Source organism: Stenotrophomonas geniculata, from assembly GCF_034508895.1.
Lineage (GTDB): Bacteria > Pseudomonadota > Gammaproteobacteria > Xanthomonadales > Xanthomonadaceae > Stenotrophomonas > Stenotrophomonas geniculata.
Window position 1 is genome coordinate 229471 of sequence record NZ_CP140571.1, and the last position, 19929, is coordinate 249399.

Annotated in this window: 15 protein-coding genes and 3 tRNA genes; 14 read left to right on the plus strand and 4 right to left on the minus strand. The window is 66.9% G+C overall.

The features are described 5' to 3' along the window. The first annotated feature begins 24 nt into the window (after positions 1–24). The 8 genes from RI032_RS01090 to RI032_RS01125 all read left to right on the plus strand — a co-directional run bounded on the left by RI032_RS01090 (position 25) and on the right by RI032_RS01125 (position 4780). On the plus strand, positions 25–1425 hold the full coding sequence (locus tag RI032_RS01090; protein ID WP_010484287.1) for a PhoH family protein: 1401 nt from the start codon (positions 25–27) through the stop codon (positions 1423–1425). Continuing rightward, positions 1422–1928 carry a hypothetical protein gene (locus tag RI032_RS01095; RefSeq protein WP_159360013.1) on the plus strand — a complete coding sequence of 169 codons (507 nt, stop codon included), beginning with the start codon at positions 1422–1424 and terminating at the stop codon, positions 1926–1928. Before RI032_RS01090 ends, RI032_RS01095 begins: the two co-directional genes overlap by 4 nt. Positions 1929–1940: 12 nt before the next feature. Continuing rightward, positions 1941–2609: a YoaK family protein gene (locus RI032_RS01100; RefSeq protein ID WP_010484284.1), complete on the plus strand. Its 669-nt coding sequence runs from the start codon at positions 1941–1943 to the stop codon at positions 2607–2609. A 127-nt stretch (positions 2610–2736) separates the two neighbouring features. After that, positions 2737–3546 (plus strand): bifunctional hydroxymethylpyrimidine kinase/phosphomethylpyrimidine kinase, encoded by an 810-nt coding sequence (gene thiD, locus RI032_RS01105; RefSeq protein ID WP_322547723.1) that lies wholly within the window; start codon positions 2737–2739, stop codon positions 3544–3546. After that, positions 3543–4469, plus strand: a complete 927-nt coding sequence (locus tag RI032_RS01110; protein WP_197601687.1) for an alpha/beta hydrolase family protein — start codon at positions 3543–3545, stop codon at positions 4467–4469. The genes thiD and RI032_RS01110 overlap by 4 nt, the downstream gene beginning before the upstream one ends. Beyond that, positions 4460–4536, plus strand: a tRNA-Arg gene (locus RI032_RS01115). The genes RI032_RS01110 and RI032_RS01115 overlap by 10 nt, the downstream gene beginning before the upstream one ends. A gap of 58 nt (positions 4537–4594) precedes the next feature. Continuing rightward, a tRNA-Arg gene (locus RI032_RS01120) sits at positions 4595–4671 on the plus strand. Positions 4672–4703: 32 nt separating this feature from the next. After that, positions 4704–4780 (plus strand) — tRNA-Arg (locus RI032_RS01125). 589 nt (positions 4781–5369) lie between these two features. On the opposite strand, the gene RI032_RS01130 is transcribed toward RI032_RS01125, so the two are convergent. Continuing rightward, positions 5370–6290: a LysR family transcriptional regulator gene (locus RI032_RS01130; protein ID WP_049455349.1), complete on the minus strand. Its 921-nt coding sequence runs from the start codon at positions 6288–6290 to the stop codon at positions 5370–5372. Positions 6291–6430: 140 nt separating this feature from the next. Here RI032_RS01130 and RI032_RS01135 point away from each other — a divergent pair, with 140 nt between their 5' ends. After that, the gene (locus tag RI032_RS01135; protein ID WP_043402397.1) at positions 6431–7132 is read left to right on the plus strand and encodes a pirin family protein; all 702 of its coding nucleotides are present in this window, start codon (positions 6431–6433) and stop codon (positions 7130–7132) included. A gap of 113 nt (positions 7133–7245) precedes the next feature. Here the strand turns inward: RI032_RS01135 and RI032_RS01140 are convergent, their stop codons facing one another. Both RI032_RS01140 and RI032_RS01145 read right to left on the minus strand, forming a co-directional pair. Further along, positions 7246–9444: a TonB-dependent siderophore receptor gene (locus RI032_RS01140; protein WP_322547724.1), complete on the minus strand. Its 2199-nt coding sequence runs from the start codon at positions 9442–9444 to the stop codon at positions 7246–7248. Between the two features lie 132 nt (positions 9445–9576). Further along, entirely contained in the window at positions 9577–10272 is a 696-nt protein-coding gene (locus tag RI032_RS01145; protein WP_043402402.1) for an alpha/beta hydrolase, read from the minus strand. Between the two features lie 184 nt (positions 10273–10456). Between RI032_RS01145 and RI032_RS01150 the strand changes: the two genes are divergently transcribed. After that, positions 10457–11596 (plus strand): MFS transporter, encoded by a 1140-nt coding sequence (locus tag RI032_RS01150; protein WP_322548252.1) that lies wholly within the window; start codon positions 10457–10459, stop codon positions 11594–11596. Positions 11597–11677: 81 nt separating this feature from the next. On the opposite strand, the gene RI032_RS01155 is transcribed toward RI032_RS01150, so the two are convergent. Further along, the gene (locus tag RI032_RS01155; RefSeq protein ID WP_134959218.1) at positions 11678–12796 is read right to left on the minus strand and encodes an alpha/beta fold hydrolase; all 1119 of its coding nucleotides are present in this window, start codon (positions 12794–12796) and stop codon (positions 11678–11680) included. 183 nt (positions 12797–12979) lie between these two features. Between RI032_RS01155 and RI032_RS01160 the strand changes: the two genes are divergently transcribed. The 4 genes from RI032_RS01160 to RI032_RS01175 all read left to right on the plus strand — a co-directional run bounded on the left by RI032_RS01160 (position 12980) and on the right by RI032_RS01175 (position 19860). Continuing rightward, positions 12980–14326, plus strand: a complete 1347-nt coding sequence (locus tag RI032_RS01160; protein WP_260364353.1) for a c-type cytochrome — start codon at positions 12980–12982, stop codon at positions 14324–14326. Then, a complete protein-coding gene (locus RI032_RS01165) occupies positions 14323–15249 on the plus strand; it encodes a c-type cytochrome (protein WP_313470942.1) in 927 nt (308 codons plus the stop codon). The genes RI032_RS01160 and RI032_RS01165 overlap by 4 nt, the downstream gene beginning before the upstream one ends. 115 nt (positions 15250–15364) lie before the next feature. Continuing rightward, positions 15365–17743 carry a TonB-dependent receptor gene (locus RI032_RS01170; RefSeq protein ID WP_322547725.1) on the plus strand — a complete coding sequence of 793 codons (2379 nt, stop codon included), beginning with the start codon at positions 15365–15367 and terminating at the stop codon, positions 17741–17743. Between the two features lie 8 nt (positions 17744–17751). Continuing rightward, positions 17752–19860 (plus strand): phosphocholine-specific phospholipase C, encoded by a 2109-nt coding sequence (locus RI032_RS01175; protein WP_049455344.1) that lies wholly within the window; start codon positions 17752–17754, stop codon positions 19858–19860. Positions 19861–19929: the final 69 nt, after the last annotated feature.

A 19929-nucleotide genomic window follows, 5' to 3' on the forward strand; every position in this document is an offset into this window, starting at 1 on the left:
CCTGTCCGTAACCAGGAATCGACGATGACCCGAGGCAAGCGCATCTACGTGCTGGATACCAACGTGCTGATGCACGATCCCACCGCGCTGTTCAAATTCGAGGAGCACGACGTCTACCTGCCCATGCAGGTGATCGAAGAGCTGGACAACGGCAAGAAGGGCACCTCCGAGGCAAGCCGCAATGCCCGCCAGGTGAGCCGCTTCCTCAACGAACTGGTGCAGGAATCCGGCCTGGACAACCTGGCCGACGGCATTCCGCTGCAGCGCCCCAACGGCCTGCAGCTGCGCGGCAAGCAGAGCGCCGGCAAGCTGCGCTTCCAGACCAGTCATTTCGACGCGGGCAAGAGCTTTGGCAAGGTCATTCCCGACAATGCCATCCTCGGCGCGATCCTGGCCCTGAAGGAAGAGACGCCGGATCTGCCGGTGGTGTTCGTTTCCAAGGACATCAACCTGCGGATCAAGGCCGCCATCGCCGGCATCGTGTCCGAGGACTACGAGAACGACCGCGCGCTGGACGATTTCAGCCTGCTCTACACCGGCGCCACCGAGCTGCCGGAAGACTTCTGGAAGCGCCACGGCGACGACCTGCGCAGCTGGAGCGACAAGGGCCGTACCCATTACGAAATCCTCGCGCAGGACGGCGAGGAATGGTACCCGAACCAGTACGTCTACCTGCCCGGCGAAGACGAGGTCGAACTGCGCGTCAGCCGCGTGGTCGGCGATGGCAAGGTGGTGCTGTCGCTGGTCGATGATTTCCGCCACGGCAGCCACGCCGTGTGGGGCATCAGTGCGCGCAACCGCGAGCAGAATTTCGCACTGAACGCACTGATGGACCCGGAGATCGACTTCGTCACCCTGCTGGGTACCGCCGGTACCGGCAAGACCCTGCTGGCGCTGGCCGCCGGCCTGGCCCAGACCATGGACCAGCAGCGCTACCGCGAGATCATCATGACCCGCGCCACGGTCAGCGTCGGCGAGGACATCGGCTTCCTGCCCGGCACCGAAGAAGAAAAGATGACGCCGTGGATGGGCGCGCTGACCGACAACCTGGAAGTGCTCACGCACAACCAGGAAGGCGGCACCTGGGGCCGCCAGGCCACCAACGACCTGCTCGCCAGCCGCATCAAGATCCGCTCGATGAACTTCATGCGCGGCCGCACCTTCCTGTCGCGCTACCTGATCCTGGACGAGGCGCAGAACCTCACCCCGAAGCAGATGAAGACGCTGATCACCCGTGCCGGCCCCGGCACCAAGATCGTCTGCCTGGGCAACGTCGAGCAGATCGACACCCCGTACCTGACCGAAACCACTTCGGGCCTGACCTACGCGGTGGATCGCTTCAAGAACTGGCCGCATAGTGCACACATCACCCTGCGCCGTGGCGAGCGTTCGCGCCTGGCCGATTACGCTTCGGAGGTGTTGTGAACCGCGGCACCCGCCTGCTGCTGCCCGCGGCTGCGATCACCCTCGCAGCCGTGCTCGGCGCCTGCACCACCACGCGCGGCCCGGCCAGCGTGCCGACCGCCGAACGTACCGGCCAGTCCTGGGTGGTCACCCGCCCGATCATCGCCGCGCAGGTGCTCGACACCTGTTCGCGACCCAGCCCCGGCCGCGAGGCCGGGCGGGTCAGCGGCTATTGGGCGCCCAGCCGGCAGCAGGTCGACCAGCTGGAAGCGCGGCTGTCATCGCTGGAGGCACAGGTACCGAAGGTGCTGGACTTCGACCGCCAGTACGTCGGCATCGAAAGCGCCGGCAAGCGGCTGATCTACATCAACGCCTTCCACCTGCCCGACGACAGCGGCATCAATCCGGCACGGGAAGCGATCCGCGTCTGTGACGGCGGCACGCAGTTCTGGGGCGCAGTGTTCGACCCGGCCAGCAACACCTTCAGCGAGCTGCAGTTCAACGGCGGCTTCGGCGGGCCCTGAGGGGCCCCGCCGATGGGAATTCGCCTGCCCACCTGGGTCTGGATCGGCGCGGTCGCGCTGTCGTGCGTGGCCGGCATGGTGAATGTCGTCGGCTTCCTCGGTTTCGAACACCAGGCCGTCAGCCACATGACCGGCAGCACCAGCCAGTTGGGCATGGCGCTGGCCCAGGGTGACTGGCGCGCGGTCGGCCACCTGTGGGGACTGCTGATCGCGTTCTCGCTGGGCGCGATGCTCAGCGGCCTGTTGATCCAGGACAGCACCCTGCAGCTGGGCCGTCGCTACGGCGTGGCCCTGGCACTGGAATCGGCGCTGCTGCTGGTGGCCATTCCGCTGTTCGAACAGCACCAGATCTGGGGCGCACTGGCCGCCGCCATGGCCTGCGGCCTGCAGAACGCGATGGCCACCACCTTCAGTGGCGCGGTGGTACGCACCACCCACCTCAGCGGCATGTTCACCGACCTCGGCATCGGCCTGGGCCACCTGCTGCGTGGGCTGCCGCTGCAGGTACGACGCCTGACCCTCAGCGGCCTGATCATCAGCGGCTTCCTCGCCGGCGGCATCATCGGCGCCTGGCTGTTCATGCGCTGGCAGTACGACGCCCTGCTCGCCCCCGCCCTGCTGACCGGCCTGACCGGGCTGGGCTATGTGCTGTACCAGCAGTGGGCGCGCTGGCGGCACTGAGGGTCGCGCTCTGGGGGTCAGATCCCTTTTCCTGCGGAAATGGGATCTGACCCCGCCTAGCGGATCAAAGGCATCCACGCATGGCGTGGATCTACCTTCCCCTGCAGGACCACGGCACAATCGCCTGATGAGCCCGACCACTCCCGTTTCCGCCCTCACCATCGCCGGCTCCGACTCCGGCGGCGGCGCCGGCATCCAGGCCGACCTGAAGGCCTTCGCCGCGCATCGTGTGCACGGCCTTTCGGCGATCGCCGCGCTGACCGCACAGAACACCCGCGGCGTGACCGCCGTGCACGTGCCACCAATCGACTTCCTGCGCGCGCAGCTGGACGCCTGCTTCGACGACTTCGACGTCCACGCGGTGAAGCTCGGCATGCTGGCCAACGCCGAAGTGATCCATGCCGTCGCCGACGCACTGGAGAAGCATCGTCCGCCCCACGTGGTGCTGGACCCGGTGATGGTCGCCACCAGCGGCGCACGCCTGCTGGAAGACAGCGCATTGCAGGCCATGCGTGAGCGCCTGATCCCGCTGGCCACGCTGATCACCCCCAATACGCCGGAAGCAGAACTGCTGGTCGGCCGGAAGATCAGCAACGGCGAAGACGCAGAACAGGCCGCCTCAGCCCTGCTCGACCTCGGTGCGGGCGCAGTGCTGCTCAAGGGCGGTCACCTGCAGGAAGGCAATCGCGTGATCGACCGCTATTTCGACGGCGTCAGCAGCGAAGAATTCATCCATGCGCGCCTGCCACTGGACGCGCACGGTACCGGCTGCACGTTGGCTTCGGCCATTGCTGCGCAGCTGTGCAATGGCCTGAGCCTGGCCAATGCCTGCGAAGCCGGCATCGACTACGTTGCACGTGGGCTGCAGCAAGGCTATGCGCCGGGCCGCAGCGAAGTGCTGGTGCTCGACCATTTCGGCGCGGCACCGCACGCATGAGCCTGACGCCACGCATCCTCGCCGTGCAGTGCAACGACGGCCATCGCTACGAAGTGATCGCCTGCGTGCCTGCACATTCCGTCGCGCGCCTGCTGTGGCTGCCGGCACTGGGCGTGGCCGCGCGCCACTACCTGCCACTGGCATTGGCGCTGGCGGCGAAGGGCGTGGCGGTCTACCTGCACGAGTGGCGCGGCAACGGCAGCAGTTCACTGCGCCCGTCGCGCACGCAGGACTGGGGCTATCGCGAGGTACTCGAACAGGATCTGCCAACCAGCCAGGCGGTCCTGGCCACAGCGGATGACGACGCCGGCGCCCTGCCCTGGATCATCGGTGGACACAGTCTCGGTGGGCAGCTGGCTTGCGTGCATGCCGGCCGCAACCCGCACTACTTCAACCGGCTATGGCTGGCCGCCAGTGGCTCACCGTTCTGGCGCGGGTTCCCGCCACCGCGTGGCTGGCTGCTGCCACTGGTCTACCGCTTCCTGCCGTGGATCGCGCGGCGCCAGGGCGTCCTGCATGGTCGTCGCCTCGGCTTTGGTGGCACCGAAGCGCGCGGGCTGATTGCCGACTGGGCGCGCGTGGGCCTGAACAACCACTACGCCGCGTCCGGCATGGACGAAGACCTCGATGCGCAGATGGCGCGCGTGCATGGCAGCGCACAGGCGGTGCTGATGGAGCACGACTGGTTGGCCCCCACCGGATCGATGCAGACGCTGCTGGCGAAGCTGCCGAATGTGGACGCGCAGCTGCGCGTGCTGTCCGCGCAGGAACTGGGCACACGCGCCGATCATTTCGCGTGGCTGAAGGCGCCGGACGCCGTGGCTGACAGCTTTTTCATTCAGTTGGATGAAAATTTTCACAAAACTGTTGACGGTTCGCGCCGACATCCGCATAATTCCGCTCCTGTCGCAGGGCGCCCGTAGCTCAGTTGGATAGAGTACCTGGCTACGAACCAGGCGGTCGGGAGTTCGAATCTCTCCGGGCGCACCACTCGACAGGTTTTCAGCATCCGCCGCTGGAAATGTTTTAAAATTTGATTGTGTACCGCGCGCCCGTAGCTCAGTTGGATAGAGTACCTGGCTACGAACCAGGCGGTCGGGAGTTCGAATCTCTCCGGGCGCACCATACACAGTCAGCACAACAAGTTTATGTAATTGGCGCCCGTAGCTCAGTTGGATAGAGTACCTGGCTACGAACCAGGCGGTCGGGAGTTCGAATCTCTCCGGGCGCACCATTACACCGAAACAGCAGGCCTCGGCCTGCTGTTTTTTTATGTGTGTTTTTCGGCAGGGCTGCGCCCTGCACCTGCAGATGCTTCAAGCCGAGGCAACGGCAACAGCAACAGCAACAGCTGGTGTTCCGTGGGTTGGCGGGGCGGAATGGACAGGCAGGACACGCCGTAAACCCATCCATGGGGGCTCGATGGCGGCATCCATGCCGCCAACGGTCCTGCCTGCCCATGCCGCCCCACCTCTGACAGACTTCCGCGATCTGATGGATCCACGCCATGCGTGGATGAATCTCCATCGAGTTCGAGTATTTCGATAATTGATCGAAGAGCATCCACGCATGGCGTGGATCTACCGTGTCGACCAAGGTCGACACCTACCAACAGCAGCGGGACTCTGTCGAAGGCGGGGTGGGTCCGGTTGCGGGAGTGTCCGCGGCATGGATGCCGCGGCCAAGCCCCCATGGACGGGTTTACGGCGTCTCCCGCAACCGGACCCACCCCGCCATCCCTCAGGAAACCAGCTGTTGCTGTTGCTGTTGCTTCGGCCATAGCTGTTGCTTCGGCGGGTGCAGGGCGCAGCCCTGCCAAACCCCTACCCCCTGGCCATTGCCTGCCACCACTGCGACAGCAGCTCCGGCCTGCGCAGGCGCTCGCGCCACCAGCGCAACGCGGCGCCGTCCTCGCCGGTGCGCCAGGCCAGCCAGAAGGTTTCTTCCGGCTTGTGCTCCTCCACCTCACGGATCACCAGCTGGCCGCGCGCGACCGCGGCGCGCGCGCACGGCTCGGGCAGGAAACCGAAGCCCACGCCTTCGCACTGCAGTTTCAGCTTGCTGGCCATGTCAGGCACCGTCAGCATCTCCTGCCCCATCAACAGGCCCACCGTGCGCGGCAGCAGCCGTCGCGCCGAATCGGAGACCGCGATCGCGCAGTGCTCGACCAGCTGCTCGCGCCCGAGCACGCCCGGTACTGCAGCCAATGGATGTTCGGGTGCGACCGCGAACACGAACTCCACCGTGCCCAGCGGCTCGACCACGTAACCACCGCCACTGGGGCCCTCGCCCGGTGCACCGACCAGCAGGTCGGCGCGGCGGTCCAGCAGGGCCTCCCAGGTGCCGGACAGCGCCTCGCCGATCAGCCGCAACCGGGTTGGCGCCTCCGCCTCACGAAACGCGGCGATGTCCGGTCCAAGCAGCCAGGTCGGGAACACTGAATCCACCGCCAGGGTCAGCTCGGTCTCCCAGCCCGACGCCACCCGGCGCACCCGAAGCTCCAGCTCGCGCGCCGCGCGCAGCAGATGCCGGCCCTCGTCCAGCAGCGCGCGGCCGGCCTCGGTCGGCTCGGCACGCGGGCCGACCCGGTCGAACAGCTGTACGCCCAGATCCTCCTCCAGCTTGGCCACGGTGTAGGAGATGGTCGAGGGCACCTTGTGCAGGGCCTTGCCGGCGCCGGCAAAGGAGCCACGGCGGTCGATGGCATCCAGGATCTGCAGGGCGTCGAGGCTGAGCTTGAGCATTCGGATTTTTCGATGATGGCTGTCAAAACTATCCGTTTTTCAAACCCAGGGCGCAAGCGGATACTTCTCTCCAACGGGGAAACACAGCGGCTACCGGCCCACCCCGCCCCATCGAAACCATCGAACAAGGAGATTCCATCATGCTGCAGATCCGCAAGAGCGCTACCCGTGGCCTGGCCGAGCATGGCTGGCTGTCCTCGCGCCATACCTTCTCCTTCGCCAACTACTACGACCCGCGCTACGTCAGCTTCGGCCCGCTGCGGGTGATCAACGAAGACAAGGTGATCGGCGGCCAGGGCTTCGGCACCCACGGCCACAGCAACATGGAGATCATCTCCTACGTGCTGGGCGGTGCGCTGGAACACAAGGACTCGATGGGCACCGGCTCGGTGCTGCGCTATGGCGACGTGCAGCGCATGAGCGCCGGCAGCGGCGTCACCCACAGCGAATTCAACCACTCGGCCGACGAAACCGTGCACTTCCTGCAGATCTGGATCTTCCCGGACACCGAGAACATCACGCCGTCCTACGAGGAGACCCACTTCGCGCCGGAGACCAAGCGCGGCCAGCTGCGCCTGATCGCCTCGCCGGACGGTGCCGACGGTTCGCTGCGCATCCACCAGGATGCCCGCATCTTCGCCACCATCCTCGATGGCAGCCAGAAACTGCACCATGCGCTCGGCAACGGCCGTGGCGCCTATGTGCAGGTGGCGCGTGGCCAGCTGCAGGTCAACGGCATCACCCTGGAAGCCGGCGATGCACTGCAGGTCAGCGACGAAGCCCAATTGACGCTGGAAAACGGCAACGATGCCGAAGTGCTGGTGTTCGACCTGCCGCTGTAACGACGACGCCCGCGATGCCATCCAGCATCGCGGGCGTACTTGTAGAGGCGAGCCCACGCTCGGCTGGTTGTCAAACCGCAGCCGAGCGTGGGCTCGGCTCTACAGAACCCGTGTCAGAACCTGTAGTTCAAGGTCAGCCGCACATTGCGCGGCTCACCCCAGGTGTAGGTGCTGTACCAGTTGAAGATCGTGTAGTACCGCTTGTCGAGCAGGTTGTTGACGTTGACCGTGGCCGACAGGCGATCGTTGAACTGGTAGCGCGCCATCGCATCGAGCAGCCAGTACGGCTGGGTGCGATGCACGACCTGCGCGCTGGTGGCCGGGTTGGTGATCTCGCCAAACGTGGAATCCTGCCAGCGCGCGCCACCGCCCAGCGTGAGCCCCTGCCAGGCACCGCGCAGGCGGTAGCTGGTGTGCAGGCTGAACTGGTTCTCCGGTTCCAGCGTGGTCACCTTGGCTCCCGCCTGGCGGGCGATCTTGTGGGAGAACCCACCCTGCACCTGCCAGCCCTCGGCCAGCTGACCCGACATTTCAAGCTCATAGCCCTTGGTACGCACGCCCATCAACGCGCGGTAGGCATCCTGGCCATCCGGCGTCTTGCCGCCGGTGGGCTGGGCGAAGTTGTCCTGATCAAGCTGGAAAAGCGCCGCGCTGGCATTGAGGCGTCCATCGAAGAACTCGGCCTTCAGCCCCATCTCGTAGCTGCGGCCTTCCAGCGGATCCAGTGCCTTGCCCTGCTCGTCACGCTGGCCCTGCGGCTTGAAGATGGTGCTGTAGCTGGCATACACCGAAGAGTGCTCGCCGAGGTCGTAGACCACGCCGGCATATGGCACATAGACGCCGGTCTCGCGCGTGTCCGGCGAACGGTAGCTGGCCAGACGGCTGCCGACGATCAGCTTCAACGGATCGGCCACGTCGAAGCGGCCGACCACGTACAGGCCGTTTTCGCGGGTCACTTCATTGTTCTCGTAGCTGCGCTGCCATTGCGGCTCGGCAATGTCGCCATTCCAGCTGCGGTAGTCCGGCACCGTATCCGGGAACCCCGCCTGCGGGCCGTAGCCGGTATTGGTCCAGCGCTTGCGCGAGGCACTGCCACCGACCACCAGCTCATGCTCGCGGCCGAACAGGCCGAAATGCCCGCTCACATAGAAGTCGGCGGCATTGCTGACGGTCTTGCCGACGTACTTGCCGAGCCACAGGCTGACGCCCTCGCCAGTCAACGGATCGGGATTGCCGGCGGCGGCACCGGCCAGTGCGGCGTCATAGCCGTTGACCTGGTGGTTGAGCTGCAGCTTGGCGATCCAATCGTTGGCGAACGTATGCTCCAACGTAGCGAAACCGGTACGCACGTACTGGCGCCAGCCGGCCCATTGCGCACCATTGTTGAACGAGCGCGGCATGCGGTTGAAGTTGCCGGCGCTGTCCAGCAGCGGAATGCCGCCCCATGTCGAGCCCTTCGGGTCGCTGTCCATCACGTCGCCACCGACCGACAGCAGCGTGCGTTCGCCCAGATCGGCTTCCAGCACGGCATAGCCGACCTTGCTGGTGCGCTGGTAGTGATCGAGGTTGGAGTGCTTGTCTTCCCAGGCGCCCACCGCGCGACCGCGCACGCGGCCGTCGGCGGTGAGCGGGCCACCGACATCGAGCTCGGCGCGATAGTCGTCCCAGCGGCCGACACCCAACAAAGCACTGCCGGCGAAATCCTTGCCGGGCTTCTTGCGCACCAGGTTGATGGTCGCGCCCGGATCACCCATGCCGGTCAGCAGGCCGGTGGCGCCCTTGAGCACTTCGATGCGGTCATAGATCGCGGTATCACTGAGCGTGTTGCCCGCCGAGTAGGCCGAGTCACGCGACATCGGAATACCGTCGTACTGGAAGTTCTGGATCGCGAAACCACGCGCGTAGTACTCGGTGCGTTCGCTGTCGTAGGTGACGATGCTGATGCCGGGGGTCACCCGCATCACGTCATCGATGCCGTGCAGGCCGAAGTCATCCATCTGTGCGCGGGTGATCACGCTGATGGTCTGTGGCGTCTGTCGCGGCGTCAGCACCAGGCGGGTGGCGGTGGCGATGGTGCCGGGCGTGTAGGCGCCGCTGCCCTCGGTGATGGTACCGAGCAGGTTGGCGGTGACCTGCACGGTCTGCAGGGTCTGCGAGGCGGGTGCCGGTTTGGCCTTGTCCTCGTCCTGGGTGGACTGGGCAGCAGCGGTGCCGCTGCTCAGTGCAAGCAGTAGCAGGCCTTGAGCCAGTGCATGCGGCAGCGGCAGGCGACGCGGAAACAAGCGCGGAAAACGGACAGGCACAGACAGCACGGCGGGACCTCCACGATAGGGTGGGATCCTCTGGCGGCGGCTGGAGGGAAGAGAGCGCCGCGGCCGGATGGCCGCAGGCGCAGGAGTGTACTCCCCTGCGCCCCGGCTGTCGTGCGGTGTACTGGTGCGGGATCAGGCGCCGATGGCGGCGCAGGCCTCCAGGATCAGCGCGGTCACTTCCTTCGGCTGCGAGGCCAGTGAGGCATGGCTGGCATCAAGCTCCAGCAGGCGCTTGGGCTGCATTCTTGCGGCCATGGCCTTCTGGTTTTCCGGCGCGATCATGCGGTCGTGGCGGGACAGCTGGTACCAGCTCGGCCGGTGCTTCCACGCCGGATCGCTGACCGTGTCGCCGAAAGTGCTGGCCAGCGGCGCCTTCTGGGTCACCGCCATCACCCGGCCCTCGTCGGCACTCAGGTCCTGGCAGAAGCTCTCATGGAACTTGTCCGCACGCAGCCAGAGGTAGCCATCGCTGTCCGGTGCCAGATTCGGCGCCGCCTCCGGCAGGTGCTGCTGGGTGATGCCACCCGGGCTCTCGCCGGCATCAGGCGCGAAGGCAGCGATGTAGACCAGGCCCTTCACGTTGGGCTCGTTACCGGCCTGGCTGATCACCGCACCGCCGTAGGAGTGGCCGACCAGCAGCACCGGACCGTCGATCTGCCGGATCATTTTCTGGGTGCGTCCTGCGTCGTCGGCCAGCGACGTGAGCGGCAATTCCACCGCCTGCACCCGGTCGTGGCCGTTGCGATGCAGTTCCAGGATCACCTTGGCCCAGTGTGCGGCCCCGCCCCAGAATCCATGGACGAGGAGGATGGTCGGTGTCGTGCTCATGTACGGATCTCCGGCAGCGGCCGGCGGGGTGCCGACCGTGCAGCCACTGTCCGTGGGCGACGTTAATCGCTGGTGACGCGATCGGGTCACTGCAATCGTATGCGTCGGCCGATGTCACGCATGGCACTTGCCGATCCGGCCTGAAAACGTTTTCATGAACGTCCCCTGGAGCTTCGCATCGCGCATGACGCCTTCATCCCCACGTGCCCAGCAGCACGCCACCCGTGCCGCCTTCTTCATTCCCGGATTCGCCACCGCCGCGTGGGCGCCGATGGTGCCCTACGCCAAGGCCAAGGCCGGGCTGTCCGACGCCAGCCTTGGCGCCGTGCTGCTGTGCCTCGGGCTCGGCTCGCTGCTGGCGATGCCGTTGGCGGGCGCGCTGACCGGGCGGCTGGGTTGCCGACGGGTGATGGTGATCACCTGCGCGATGATGCTGTGCGCCCTGCCCTTGCTGGTGCTGGCGCCCTCGCCGGTGGCGCTGGGCGCGGCCCTGTTCGTGTTCGGCGCCGGCGTCGGTGCGCTGGATTGTGCGATGAACATGCAGGCGGTCGCGGTCGAGCGCGACGCCGGGCGCGCAATGATGTCCGGCTTCCACGCCTTCTACAGCATCGGTGGCTTCGTCGGCGCCGGCAGCATGACCGGCCTGCTGATCCTGGGTACACCGCTGTGGCTGGCCGCGCTGGTGTCGGTGGCGGCACTGCTGCTGGTTGCGGTGCTGTCGGCGCCGCACTGGCGACCGCAACGGATCCTGCACGAAGGCCCACTGCTGGCGCTGCCGCACGGCGTGGTGCTGTTCATCGGCGTGCTGGCCTTCGTGGTGTTCCTCGCCGAGGGCTCGATGCTGGACTGGAGCGCGGTGTTCCTGGCCGAAGTGCGCCAGGTGCCGCGTGACCAGGCCGGCGCCGGCTTCGCGCTGTTCACACTGGCGATGACCGCGATGCGCCTGTTCGGCGACGGCATCGTCGAGCGCCTCGGCCGCACCCGCACCCTGGTCTTCGGCGGCATCACCGCCGCAGGTGGGTTCACGTTGGCCACGCTGGTACCGTCGTTCCCGGTGGCGCTGGCGGGCTATGTGCTGGTCGGGCTGGGCTGCGCCAATATCGTGCCGGCACTGTTCTCGATGGCCGGCCAGCAACGGGTGATGCCGGAGAGCATCGCCATCACTGCGGTGACCACGCTGGGTTACGCCGGCATCCTCGCCGGCCCGGCAGCGATCGGTGCACTGGCACACGGCACCAGCCTCGGATTCGCCTTCCTTTGCGTGGCCGCGCTGCTGCTGGGCGTAGCCGCATCCGCGCGAGCACTGGCACGACGGGTGGCCTGACAGAAAAAGGGGACGGAGGGGATCAAGTCGTTTCCTGCCTTGGTGTGCGGGAAACGACTTGATCCCCTCCGTCCCCTTTTCTCAGCTGCGCGTCAGCCACTCGGCCTGGGCCGGCAGTTGCGGTGCCGGGCAGGCGCTCTTCGGGTGGTGCTCGTCGCGCGCCATCCAGTCGTCGACCACTCCGGCCAGCAGATCCAGCCGCAGCGGCAGGGTGATGTGGTCCTCGCCGCGCATCTCGATGTAGTGGGCGCGCGGATTGGCCTGGGCCAGCTCGCGGCCCTGGCTGACGGGTATGTGCTGATCGCCCTGCCCGTGCAGCAGCAGCACGCAGGCGCGGGTATCGGCCAGCGCACGCGCTACATCCACGCGGTCTAGATCGACGTCGATGCGGCGGCTGGCGGCGGCGATTACCTGGTTGATGTCCTGGCCGCCGTAGCGCCAGCGCGCGTACGACGCCACCGCCTGCGCCTTCAGGCCTTCCGGCTGCAGTCCCATCAGGTGCGGGATCATCGTGCGGATCGCTACACCGGCATTGGCGAACGATTCCATCGCCACCACGCCTTCCACCTGGTCGCCGAGCTTGTCGGCGGTGAATACTGCTGTGGCGGCGCCATAGGACACGCCGAACAGGTACAGCGGGCCGGTTACTTCACCACGTGCGCGCAGCTCGCCGATTACATCCACCACATCGTCGGATTCATAGGTGCCATAGCCCGACGGCCCAGTACCGGACTGTCCATGGTTGCGCAGGTCGAGCGTGACCACGCGGTAGCCGGATTCGGCCAGCTGCAACGACCACGGCAGCATCGAATCACCATTCATCATCCAGCCGTGCAGCAGCACCACGGTGCCGCGCGGTGCCTGCGCGCGGAACGGTCGCGGTACTGCCAGGCTCAGGCCGGTATCCAGCGGCAGGCCGTTCTCGTGGCGCTGCGGCAGGTAGTGATAACGCGCGCCGTAATCGCCAGGATCGAACACACGCCAGAAGATCGGCACGCCATCGCGGCCCGGCGCGAAGCCGTGGCGATTGGGCAGTTCGGCAATGGCCGCGGCAATGCGCGGACGATCGAGCAGGGTCGATACGCCACCCGGTGCGATCAGCCGATCGGCGAGCGAGGTGGACGAGGCATTGATCGAGGACGAGCATGCAGCCAGCCACAGGCCGGCGCACGCCAGCAACAACAGCAGCAGGCGCTTCATGGGCAATCGGGGAAAAGGTGCGACAGCGTGGCAGGTTAGCGACGCGCGCGTGGGCCATCTATCGCGCGTGGATGACGGCTTGATGACAACGCAGGAACGATTCAGCTTGGTGTAAAAGCCGTATCCGTTCAGTCATTGATCCGGATCAATGAACGCGCGTGCGGGATTGCCCACAGTGCCGCCATGCGCACCTCGTTCAAGCTCGCCATTGCCCTGGCCGCCACGCTGGCCGCCGCCTACGGCATCGCCCGCACCACGCCCTACTGGTTCGCACCGCGACAGACGGCGCAGGTCGACATCCACGATCCGGCGCTGATCACGCAGGGACAGTACCTGTCGCGCGCGGCCGACTGCGCGGCCTGCCACACCGCGCCCGGCGGCAAGCCGTTCGCCGGTGGCCTCGGCATGCAGACGCCGATGGGCACGATCTACTCGACCAACATCACGCCCGATCCGGACACCGGCATTGGCGCCTACGACTACGCCGACTTCGAGCGCGCGGTGCGCCGTGGCATCCGCCACGATGGCCAGCCGTTGTATCCGGCCATGCCGTACGCCTCGTATGTAATCGCCAGCGATGCCGAGGTCAAGGCGTTGTACGCCTACTTCATGGGCTCGGTGCAACCGGTGAAACAGGACAACGCCGACAGCACCATCCCGTGGCCGGCCAACATGCGCTGGCCATTGGCCTGGTGGCAGCTGCTGTTCGCGCGCCCACGCAGCTTCAGCCCGGATCCGAAACTGGATGCCGGCCAGCAGCGCGGCGCTGAACTGGTTGAAGGCCTGGCCCATTGCGGTGCCTGCCATACGCCACGCGGCCTGGCCTTCCAGGAAAAGGCCATGGCCGACGATGGCAGCCGCCAGTTCCTGTCCGGTTCGGTGCTGGAAGGCTGGTATGCGAAGAACCTGCGCAATGAATCGACCGGCCTGGCCAGCTGGAGCGAGGGCGAGATCGTCGACTTCCTGCGCACCGGCCGCACCGATCGATCGGCGGCCTTCGGTGGCATGGCCGACGTGGTCGAGCACAGCACGCAGTACCTGTCCGACGCCGACCTGCTGGCCATGGCCCGCTACCTGAAGCAGCTGCCAGCGCGTGAGGGCCGCAGTGCGCAGTGGTCCCCCGGTACCGACACCACCACCGCCGCACTGCGCAGCGGCGACTACCGTGTTGCCGGTTCGCTGGCCTATGCGGAGCACTGCCAGGCCTGCCACCGTGCCGACGGGCGCGGCATGCCCCGCGTCTATCCGGCCCTGGCCGGCAACTCGATCGTGTTCGCCGATGACCCCAGTTCGCTGGTGCAGGTGACCTTGATCGGCGGCCGCACGCCGCATACCCCGCATGACCGCATGGCCTTCACCATGCCAGGCTTCGAGCAGCTGCCGAACGCGCAGCTGGCACAGATCCTGACCTTCATCCGCAGCAGCTGGGGCAACCAGGCCAGCGCGGTGAGCGAGGTCGACGTCGCGCGCATGCGCCGGGTGGTGCGCGACAAGCCGGTGCACTACGTTCCGCAGGAGGCCGCACGATGAAGCGTTCGCGCACGCGTTCCCGCCTGCTGATCGGCAGTGCGATCAGCCTCGTGGTGCTGGCCGGCGCCGGTACCCTCGCCTACCGTCATCTGTATCCGGACCTGGATGCCGCTGTGGCCAGCACGATCGATATCCTCGATGCGCAGGGCAAGGTGGTCGGCCACTACCACGCACCCAGCGCCGAAGAGATCGCCGGGCTCGGCAATGCCGAATCGGTGATGCTCGGCCGCCGCATCCTCAACGAGACCGCACGGCTGCTGCCGGACAATGTCGGCAACGATCTGAACTGCAACTCGTGCCACATGGCCGAAGGCAAGCGGCCGTTCGGCAATCACTACTTCAATACCGGCGGTGGCGCCTATCCGCGCTACATGCCGCGCCCGGGCAAGGTGATCGGGCTGACCGAGCGCATCAATGGCTGCCTGCAGCGTTCGATGAACGGCAAGCCGCTACCGAAGGACGCGCCGCAGATGCGCGCGATGCTCGACTACATGGCGTGGCTGAGCAGTCCGGTGCCCGGCGGTGCAAAGGTGGACGCGCCGAGCGAGGGGCCGATCGACAGCACGCTCACCCCGGACCCGATCCGTGGCCAGGCGCTGTACGCCGTGCAGTGTGCCGCGTGCCATGGCGACAACGGCGAAGGACGGCGCGACGCCAGCGGTGACATCGCCTTCCCGCCACTATGGGGCGACCACAGCTTCAACATCGGCGCCGGCATGGCGCGCCTGTACAAGGCCGCCGGCTTCGTCAAGCACAACATGCCGCCGGCGGTGACCCGCGAGCCGCCACTGGGACAGCAGGTGATGCCCGACCAGGACGCGGTGGACATCGCCGGCTATTTCATCAACCAGCCGCGGCCGGACTTCGCCAACAAGGGCAAGGACTGGCCGCGCGACCCGAAACCCAAGGACGCGCGGTACTGAAGCAGGCAGCAGGTGCCGGCCGTCACACAACACGGTTCCTGCATCTCTACGTCATGTCGATGTCATTGGTGCTGCCGACACTCGGGGGCTTCTCTCCCTTCAAGGTCCGGTATCGATGCGAACGATTGCGCGCTTTCCCCGTGTTTCGCTGCTTGCCCTGCTGATCGCCCCCGCACTGGACGCCCTGGCCGAAGCACCGCAGGGCGAGACGGCCGAAGCGCGCAGCAGCGATGCCCGCACCCTCGACCAGGTGCAGGTGATCGGCCAGGCCACCAGCTACGCCAAGACGTCGGTGCGCGCAGAAACACTGAACCGGCAGACGGTGATGAGCAGCGTCAACGATGCGCTCAATGAAGTGCCGGGCGTGGTGGTCAGCGAGGCCGATGCCACCGGTTCGTCGGTGTGGGGCACGCAGATCAGCATGCGCGGCTTCGTCACCAACCGCGATACGCAGCAGATCGGCACCACCATCGACGGCCTGCCGAACGGTGGTTCGGGCTACGGCGGTGGATCGCTGGCCAACCGCTACATCGACACCCTTGATCTGGAGACGGTGGAAGTGAGCCAGGGCACCGCCGATATCTCCTCGCGCTCGAACGAGGCGCTGGGCGGCACGCTCAACTTCCTCACCAGCGATCCGCTGCAGGACAGCCGCCTGCGCTTCGTGGTCGGTGCCGGTGACAACGAGGCACGCAAGTACTACGTGCGCTACGACACCGGCCTGCTCGGCGGCCACACCCGCGCCTGGGTCAGTGCCTCCTCGTCGAAGGTGCACGACTGGATCGACGGCACCGGCCACGCCAGCAACGACCACATCGCCGGCAAGTTCATCACCGAACTGGACCGCTGGACGCTGACCGGCTACCTGTCCTACAACGACGCCGACGAGCCCGAATACACCAGCGTTTCGCCGACGGGCTTCGCAACCAACCCGGAGCGCGACAACCTGGTCGGCACCCTCACCGGCATTCCCTACCTGGACCAGAACTACCGCTCCGGTTCACGCGCCCTGCGCGAGAACACCTTCGGCTACCTGCGTGCGGCCTTTGACGGCGGCAATGGTTTCAAAGCGTCGGTGGCCGCCTATGGGCATCGCATGCAGGGCCGCGGTGACTGGCTGCCACCGTACCTGGCGCAGGTCAGCGATGATGGTGCGGGCCGCCCCGAGTCGGAGTACCTCGGTGGCAAGACCGTGTACGGCGGCAGCAACCGCGGCCAGATCTTCTTCGTCAATCCTGATGGCAGCGCGGCACAGCGGCTGGCCAGCTGCACGCCACGGTTGGGCTTCACCGCCGAGTACGATCCGAACTGCTACGCCGGCAACGTGCTGGGCGCGCAGTCGTATCGCCACACCCACTACGACAACGATCGCATGGGCGTGACCGCCGACGTCGAGTGGCGGCAGACCTTCGGCGCGGTCGACAACACGATCCGCGGCGGCCTGTGGGTGGAGAAGCTGGACCGTTCGGCGCGCCGCGACTGGCACCGCCTGCTCAACGCCGGCCAGAGCATCGACTTCGACCACCAGCCGTACTGGGTTCAGTTCGAAGACAAGTACAAGGTCGACGAGCAGATGTACTACGTGGAGGACGTGGCGCGCTTCGGGCCGTTCAGTGCACGCCTGGGCGTGAAGCAGTTCTTCGTCGACCAGTCGCGTCGCCGCGTGATCGGCGCCAGCGAACACGTGACCTCCGATTCCAAGTCCGACCCGTTGCTGTCGACCGGTTTCACCTGGGCGCCGGGCGTGGAAGGCATGGAGCTGTTCGCCGGCTTCTCGCAGAACTTCGCCGCCATTCCCTCCGGCGTGCTCGGCGAGACCGACCCGCAGCGCTTCCGCAACGTCGAACCGGAGACCGCCGACAACATCGAAGTGGGCATGCGCATCAGCCGCTGGCCGCTGACCGCCTCGGTGACCCTGTACAACATCAAGTTCGACAACCGCATCGTCTATCTGCCGGCAGGTTTCGTCAGTGGCATCGACTACCTGGGCGAGACCGACGGTGTCTACGAGAACTTCGGCGGCGTGGAAAGCAACGGCCTGGAAGCGGCGTTCGGCTACGGTTGGGACAACGGCTGGCGCCTCAACGCCGCCTATACCTACAACCGCTCCAAGTACCTGGGCAGCGGCGATGCCGCGCGCGATACCCAGCTGGGCATCGTCGATGGCGCCAAGGTGATCGGCCAGCCCGAACAGACCCTGGTGCTGTCGGCGGACTGGCAGGGCGAGAACTGGAACTTCGGCCTGTCCGGCCGTTACCTGGGCACGCGCTATCTCGACGCCGCCAACGTCAACAAGCTGCCCTCGGCCACCGTGTTCAACGCCAACATCGGCTTCGACCTGCAGGGGCTGTCGCCGCGCCTGAAGGGCATGGGTGCCAACCTGGTGGTGAGCAATCTCACCGACAAGCGCTATCTTGCAGGGGTGGACGGCCGCGACAACGCCTTCATCGGCGCCCCGCGCACCGTCGGCATCTCCTTCCGTGTGGACCTGTGAGTGAGCCCGTGACCGATATCGGCCGACGCCGGTTGTTGCAGGCCGGCGTTGCCGCCGGCCTTTCCCCGCTGCTGCCCAGCATCGCCCGGGCCGCAGCGATCGCCCCTGCCGCGCAGACCCGCAGTCTGGAAGACCTGCAGCACATCGTGGTGTTCATGCAGGAGAACCGTTCGTTCGACCACTACTTCGGCACGCTGCCGGGGGTACGTGGATTCGGCGATCGCTTCGTGGCCCCGGCGCCGGCACTGCAGGCCGGCGGCCGCACCCGCAGCCTGTGGCTGCAGCCCGACGCGAGCGGCGCGCGCGCGATCGCGCCGTTCCCGCTGGATACCGCCGCGCACTTCGGCTACATGCGGGTGGAAGGCACACCGCACACCTGGCCGGACGCACAGCGTGCCTGGGACCACGGGCGCATGGGGCAATGGCCGAAGGCCAAGCAGAACCACTCGATGGGCTACTTCCAGCGCAGCGACCTGCCGTTCCAGTTCGCGCTGGCCGACGCCTTCACCATCTGCGACGCCTATCACTGCGCGATGCAGGCCGGCACCAACCCGAACCGGGTGTTCCTGTGGACCGGCCACAATGATGCACACGCGCGTGCTGGTGGCCCGGTGATCGCCAACTCGCACGACAATTTCCCCGAACAGGGCGGGTACCCGGCGTCGTACCGCTGGACCAGCCATGTCGAGCGCCTGCAGAACGCCGGCGTGTCCTGGCAGATCTACCAGGACATGGCCGACAACTTCACCGACAACCCGCTGGCCGGTTTCGAGGTATTCCGCCAGGCCCATCGCGCCGCGCCGGGGCATGACCCGCAGTTGCGCGCACGCGGCGTCAGCACCCGTGGCCTGGCGCAGCTGCGCCAGGACGTGATCGGTGGGCGCCTGCCGCAGGTCAGCTTCATCATCGCCGACGCGGCCGGCAGCGAGCATCCCGGCCCCTCCAGCCCCGCCCAGGGCGCGGCCTATACCGCGCGCGTGCTGGACGCGCTGACCGCCGATCCAGAGGTGTGGAGCCGCACCGCGCTGTTGCTGATGTTCGACGAGAACGACGGCTTCTTCGACCACATGCCGCCACCGGCACCGCCTTCACCGCTGGGCACCGGCTGGGCCGGTGCGTCTTCGGTCAGTACCGAGGGCGAGTACCACCGCCATCCGGCACCGGGCGACGAGAAGTACGACCTCGCCGAACTGCGTGGCCGCCCATATGGGCTGGGTCCGCGCGTGCCGCTGTATGTGATCTCGCCGTGGAGCCGCGGTGGCTGGGTCGATTCACAGGTGTACGACCACACCTCGGTCATACGGTTGATCGAACGTCGCTTCGGTGTGGCCGCACCGGACATCTCGCCGTGGCGCCGCGCGGTCTGCGGCGACCTGAGCAACGCGTTCGACTTCGCCCAGCGCGATACCCGCCCGTTCGTACGCGGCCTGCCGGACGTGAGCGCGGTGGCCGCGCGCGCCGCCGCCCTGCCGGGACGCACCGTGCCCGCGTTGCCCGAGGGACTGAAGCCGGCGAAACAGGAAAGCGGCGTGCGCCCGGCGCGTGCCCTGCCCTACCGGCCGCAGGCATCGATTGCCGCTGTCGACGCCTCGGGTGTGGATCTGGCGCTGTCCTGCGAAGGCGCAGCAGCAGTGCTGCATGTTTACGACCGGCTGCGGCTGGATGCGGTGCCACGCCGCTACACGCTGCTGCCGGGCATGCCGCTGCGCGAGCGCTGGCCGCTGGACGCCCAGGGTCGCTATGACCTGTGGCTGCTGGGCCCGAACGGCTTCCACCGCCACTTCCAGGGAGCGGCCACGGGTCCTGCCGTGCAGGCTTCAACCGATCGTGCGGATGGCCAACTGCGGCTCCGCCTGCGCAATCTGGGTGACAGCGCGCAGCAGGTGCGTGTGCAGCCGGGTGCCTATGCCGGGCATATGCCCGAGCAGACGCTGGTGCTGCCCGCACATGCAGAGACCGCGTTGGCGTGGGACGCAACGCCCACCGCAGGCTGGTACGACCTGCTTGTCGGTGCGGGCGACAGTGCCCTGCGCCTGGCCGGCCGCGCCGAGGATGGGCGCCCCGGCACCAGTGATCCGGCGATGGGCAGCGAGCCATTGCGGTTCGAGCACGATTGAAGGATCTCTGTAGAGCCAAGCCCATGCTCGGCTGCTCTTCGATAACTGACCGGAAAAGCAGCCGAGCAT